The sequence below is a fragment of the Mesorhizobium sp. M0848 genome, from assembly GCF_040319805.1.
Taxonomy (GTDB): Bacteria; Pseudomonadota; Alphaproteobacteria; order Rhizobiales; family Rhizobiaceae; genus Mesorhizobium.
The window spans coordinates 1-4,266 of sequence record NZ_JAMYOM010000062.1 but is presented as its reverse complement, the minus strand read 5'-3'; the positions used below and the strand labels follow the sequence as shown (position 1 = coordinate 4,266).

General features: G+C 58.8%; 5 protein-coding genes and 4 pseudogenes. 5 read left to right on the top strand and 4 right to left on the bottom strand.

Annotation, left to right across the window (positions count from 1 at the left end):
- Nucleotides 1-188 (top strand): KUP/HAK/KT family potassium transporter (locus NKH95_RS33160; protein ID WP_352443283.1); only part of this gene is annotated, 188 nt, incomplete at its 5' end.
- Between the two features lie 215 nt (nucleotides 189-403).
- Here the strand turns inward: NKH95_RS33160 and NKH95_RS33155 are convergent.
- From NKH95_RS33155 to NKH95_RS33150, 3 genes and pseudogenes are all read right to left on the bottom strand, one after another.
- A pseudogene (locus NKH95_RS33155) lies at nucleotides 404-1,025 on the bottom strand (IS6 family transposase); the annotation flags it as partial.
- Nucleotides 1,026-1,051: 26 nt separating this feature from the next.
- Nucleotides 1,052-1,351 (bottom strand): annotated as a pseudogene (locus NKH95_RS33535) (DUF1403 family protein); the annotation flags it as partial.
- Nucleotides 1,352-1,473: 122 nt separating this feature from the next.
- Entirely contained in the window at nucleotides 1,474-1,851 is a 378-nt protein-coding gene (locus tag NKH95_RS33150) for a hypothetical protein (RefSeq protein WP_023679574.1), read from the bottom strand.
- Nucleotides 1,852-2,145: 294 nt separating this feature from the next.
- Here NKH95_RS33150 and NKH95_RS33145 point away from each other — a divergent pair.
- The 3 genes and pseudogenes from NKH95_RS33145 (at nucleotide 2,146) to NKH95_RS33135 (ending at nucleotide 3,668) form a co-directional block, all read left to right on the top strand.
- Nucleotides 2,146-2,875: pseudogene (locus tag NKH95_RS33145) on the top strand (IS6 family transposase).
- Nucleotides 2,872-3,051 carry a hypothetical protein gene (locus tag NKH95_RS33140; protein ID WP_352487759.1) on the top strand — a complete coding sequence of 60 codons (180 nt, stop codon included), beginning with the start codon at nucleotides 2,872-2,874 and terminating at the stop codon, nucleotides 3,049-3,051. Before NKH95_RS33145 ends, NKH95_RS33140 begins: the two are co-directional and overlap by 4 nt.
- Nucleotides 3,051-3,668 carry a hypothetical protein gene (locus NKH95_RS33135; RefSeq protein WP_352539188.1) on the top strand — a complete coding sequence of 206 codons (618 nt, stop codon included), beginning with the start codon at nucleotides 3,051-3,053 and terminating at the stop codon, nucleotides 3,666-3,668. Before NKH95_RS33140 ends, NKH95_RS33135 begins: the two co-directional genes overlap by 1 nt.
- Nucleotides 3,669-3,773: 105 nt before the next feature.
- Here NKH95_RS33135 and NKH95_RS33130 read toward each other — a convergent pair whose 3' ends face one another.
- Complete coding sequence (locus tag NKH95_RS33130) at nucleotides 3,774-4,049, bottom strand: acyl carrier protein (RefSeq protein WP_352894565.1); 276 nt, start codon at nucleotides 4,047-4,049, stop codon at nucleotides 3,774-3,776.
- A gap of 79 nt (nucleotides 4,050-4,128) precedes the next feature.
- On the opposite strand from NKH95_RS33130, the pseudogene NKH95_RS33125 reads away from it, so the two are divergent.
- Nucleotides 4,129-4,266, top strand: a pseudogene (locus NKH95_RS33125) (DNA-binding response regulator); the annotation flags it as partial.

Sequence of the window (4,266 nt, the reverse complement as noted above, 5' to 3'; positions counted from 1 at the left end):
AGTTCGACATCATGACGACCTCGTTCTTCCTGTCACGGCGTTCGCTCAAGGCCTCGCCCAATTCCGGCATGCCGGTGTGGCAGGACCGGTTGTTCATCGGCCTGGCGCGTACGGCGGCCGACGCGACGGAGTACTTCCAGATCCCGACCGGACGCGTCGTCGAGATCGGAACGCAAGTGACGATTTAGGGCATGCCGCGGTTGAGAAGAATCGGTGCTGTCACATTGATTGAGCGGTAAGGAAATTCAGGTAGCAGCGCGCCCGGCACTGTAAGTTTCAGCGGCTTGATGCAGCGATAGCTGGCCGGGACGGCTGTCACGCTGTGGCGACACACGCGATTTTGTTCCAGATTTGCATGGGGCGTTACGCAGGTCTCGATGTTGAGCCGATGACAGCGCATTGCAGGGAAAGTGAGCAGGTCGGCAATCGGATCATGGATGGAAACGAACCGCTGAAGCTGGCGTGCCGACTTGAAGCGTTTCATGATCCTTTCGCGTCGTCGGGTCGGCTGGTGCGAATTTTCCGCTCGATTATTCAGGCCTGTGTGCGACCGGTGTTCGACGCCGGGCATGAGGTCGCGCATGGCGGCATCATAGGATCGGAGCTTGTCGGTGATCATGATCCGTGGTGTCCGCCCTTGAGCTTTCAGCAACTTGCGCATCAGACGCTTTGCCGCCTTGGCATTTCGGCGGCTTTGTACCAGCACTTCGAGGACGAAGCCGTCCTGATCGACGGCACGCCAGAGCCACTGCTTCTTGCCACTGATAGCCACGACACATTCGTCGAGATGCCATTTGTCGCCCAGGCAGCCGGCTGATATTGATCTCCTGGGCGGAATGCCGTCCGAATTTCTCCGCGCAGCTTCGAACGGTCTGATGCGTGACGATGATGCCGCGGGCCGCCAGCATGTCCTCAACCATGCGCAGGCTGAGCGGAAAGCGAAAGTAGAGCCATACCGCGTGCGCAATGATCTCGGCGGGAAAGCGGTGGCGACCATAGAGCGGATCACGAGCAACTTCTGACATGCCCAATGTACGCACATCTTCATAAGCTGTCGGTTGTCTTTACGATGCCGCGCCAAGCGAGCAGCATCCGGCCGGCGGGGCCGACCCCGTCTCCCGGCCGTGAGCAGAACGGCATCGCGCAGGTGCCGCTTCATCCTCGACCGGCCAGCCTGCTTTGCCGTTACCGCCGCCGCCGAAAGCGCCAGGCGTTGCCGCCAGGCGCCGATCCGCCGGCAGCGGTTCGTTTCCACCGATGATCCGAGTGCCAACCAGTTCCACTTTCCCCCAATACCTGCGTAACGCCGCCATGCAAATCTGGAACAAAATCGCGTATGTCGCCGCAGCATGACAGCCGTCCCGACCAGCTATCGCTGCATCAAGACGCTGATATCTTTACAGTGCCCGCACGCCTCTCGCGCGCCAACGGCCAATCGGGTGTCGCGAATGAGGCGCGCTGAAGCCATCCGGCTCAGCCGATCATGGCGCTTCGGTTGCCGGGTTCGAGGTCGTGGCCTCTGCCGCTGCGCGATTCTAGCATTTGCGCCTTGGAGAGCTCTGCTTCAGCCTCGGCGAGGCATGGCTCGGCTGCGGTTCTCTGCCGCAGAAGGTCCGATTGCGAATTCTTGACGTTGTCACGACGTAGGCGAGCGGCCTTGGCGAACGTCGGATAAGCGAAATGATTGACATCGGAGATGCCGGCCTTCGTTTCCTCGGCGTTTAACTGGAAGTCCAGTTCTCGCGCCATGCGTTCGAAATCGGCAATCATGATGTCTAGCTGGTGCAACTGTCGCCGCTTCTCATTCACCTGAAATTGCTTCAGTCGGACCAGATTACCTCGTGGCTTCATGACTCGGTACTCCGGTACCCATTTCGTCCAATCAAACCGCTCTCTCCCCTTAACGTTAGGCCTACAGCGACTCTCACGTTTTCTGCTGCGAGCGGAAACATATTTTCCAAAATCCTTGGCCGATGGCTATGAGTTCAATGGCATCGACAAGCATGCGAGCGGGGGACTTAAGGGGCGGTAAAAAAAGGCGGAATAGGGCGATTTTCACAATGTCTGCATTGAACGCGTTGAGACCTGCGGCGGGCTTGACACACAAAGCAATCGTCAAGATTTGCGACATGGACGCCGGGGGGCATGAATACGCCCGCCGTCAGCTACACGCCCCCCGATTTCCGCCGCCTATTATCGCCCACGCGGTCTGGCTTTATTTCCGGTTCCGCTGAGCCTGCGCCTGGTTGAGGAAATGCTGCTGGAACGCGGCATCGTGGTTTCGTATGAGACAAGTCGCCGGTGGGGCATCAAGTTCGGGCTGGACTGCGCTCGCTGCTTGCGCCGCAAGCCGCCGTGCCGGAATGACGTCTGGTACCTGAACGAAGTGGTCGTCACCATCGCCCGGCAAAAAGCTTTGGTTGTGGCGCACCGTCGACCAGGATGGATATGTGCTGGACGAAATCGTGCAAAACCGCCGCAACACCAAGGCCGCCAAGCGCTTGCTGACGCGGCTGTTGAAGAAGCAGGGGCTCGCGCCGAAGCGCATGATCACCGACTAGCTGCGCTCGTATGGAGCGGCAAAGCGACAGGTGATGCCGGACGTCAAGCACCGGTCGCACAAGGGGTTGAACAACGGAGCGGAGAATTCCCATGTGCCGCCGCGAAAACGGGAGCGGATGATGCAGGGGTCCGATCGCCGGGAGGCCTGCAACGCTTCGTCTCGACCTTGTCAGCCCTCCGCAACCTATTCGTCCCGCCCCGCCCCAAACGTTCTGCTCTCGCCATACATGTTCATCGCCTCAGCGCGATGGCGCTGGTGATATCACGACGCGTTTGTACCGCTCGACCTACGCCACAGGTGCCGACGCTGTGACGAGCTTCATCGGTCGCGTGTCGAGTGACGGCACCGGGGACAATTATCGTCGACCGCAGTCCATTGCCCAGACCAAGGCGCTTCTCGGCGTCGGCACGATGGCAAATCGCAGCGTCACGATCTCGGCCGCTGCCCCTTCTGGCGGCGTGGACGGTGATTTCTGGGTGCAGCCGTAATGGCCCTTTACGTCAAAGCCTCCGGGGTCTGGGGGGCGGCCAGCGCCGTATGGGTGAAAATCTCAAGCCTCTGGACCAAGGCTCGACAGGTCTATGTGCGCAGCTCGGGCGTCTGGGAGGAAATGTTCCCGATAGATCTGGTCTTCAATGGCACTCACGAAGACTCGACTGCCACGACCGTTTACACCCACACCAGCATTCCGCTTCTTGTCGCGCCACACGCTAATCGTCGTGTCATCGTGACAACTGAGACCACTGACACCGAAAGTGCAGTGACCGTCAACAGTATGACGATTGGGGGTGTGGCTGCCACCCTTCTCGCTCAGGTGGAAAGCATCTTCAATTCTGGTGTGGTCTATCTGTCAGTGTGGTCAGCCCTCGTGCCAACCGGTACGACGGCAACGATCGTGACCACGTATAGTGAGAGCGTGTTCCGTGACTACATGTCGGTCTATACGACCACCAATTGGGATGGTGTGGTGGGCACTGTTGCCTCTGACAACAATTCAACGGGTGGCCTGACAACGACCGTCAGCATTGGTGCCCTGGGCGCAGCGATCGCAATTGCGGGCAACGCCATCAAGGGGGCATCGGCACTGCGACATGGACCGGGCTGACCCAACAGTTCTCAAACACACCAGTCACGAATAGAAACCACAGCGGAGCAATGGCCATAGCTACCGCCGCCCAAGCTGCCCTCACCGTAACCTGTGCCTACAGCACTACTCCAGCACTTGCCGCACTGCTGGTGGTTCCGCGGTGCGCAACTCCTGACTGGCGACGGCGTCGGCGACATGCCTTACGGACTCGTATTGCCAGAGCTTGTAATCGTCGACAAACCAGCCAAGTCGGCTCTCGATCGCCGTAGCAAGCTCGTTATAGTCGAGGCTGTCGAGGCCGAGATCCCGCATTCTGGTTGTCATCGACACCTCTACTTTTTCGGCAACTAGAGCGTTGAGGGTTTTGAGAACCAGTTGTTCAATTTGAAGTAATGTCATCACTAATACATGCCTTTTGCTCGCAGATTCAGGTAATGCAACCCTGATCGGGGCGCAACCCCCAAAACGAGGTGTGCCGTTGAAACATGTTCTTGTCATTGACGATGATGCCGCAATGCGGCGCCTCATCGCCGATGCATGCCCTGAAGGTAACCGCAGTCCACGATAGCAAGCAGTTTGACTATGTTCTTTCACGTGAGCCAGTCGATCTCGTGGT

Coding starts and splice junctions, on each gene's coding strand:
- NKH95_RS33130 (WP_352894565.1), bottom strand. CDS start 4,049: ATGACATTACTTCAAATTGAACAACTGGTTCTCAAAACCCTCAACGCT.
- NKH95_RS33150 (WP_023679574.1), bottom strand. CDS start 1,851: ATGAAGCCACGAGGTAATCTGGTCCGACTGAAGCAATTTCAGGTGAAT.
- NKH95_RS33135 (WP_352539188.1), top strand. CDS start 3,051: ATGGCCCTTTACGTCAAAGCCTCCGGGGTCTGGGGGGCGGCCAGCGCC.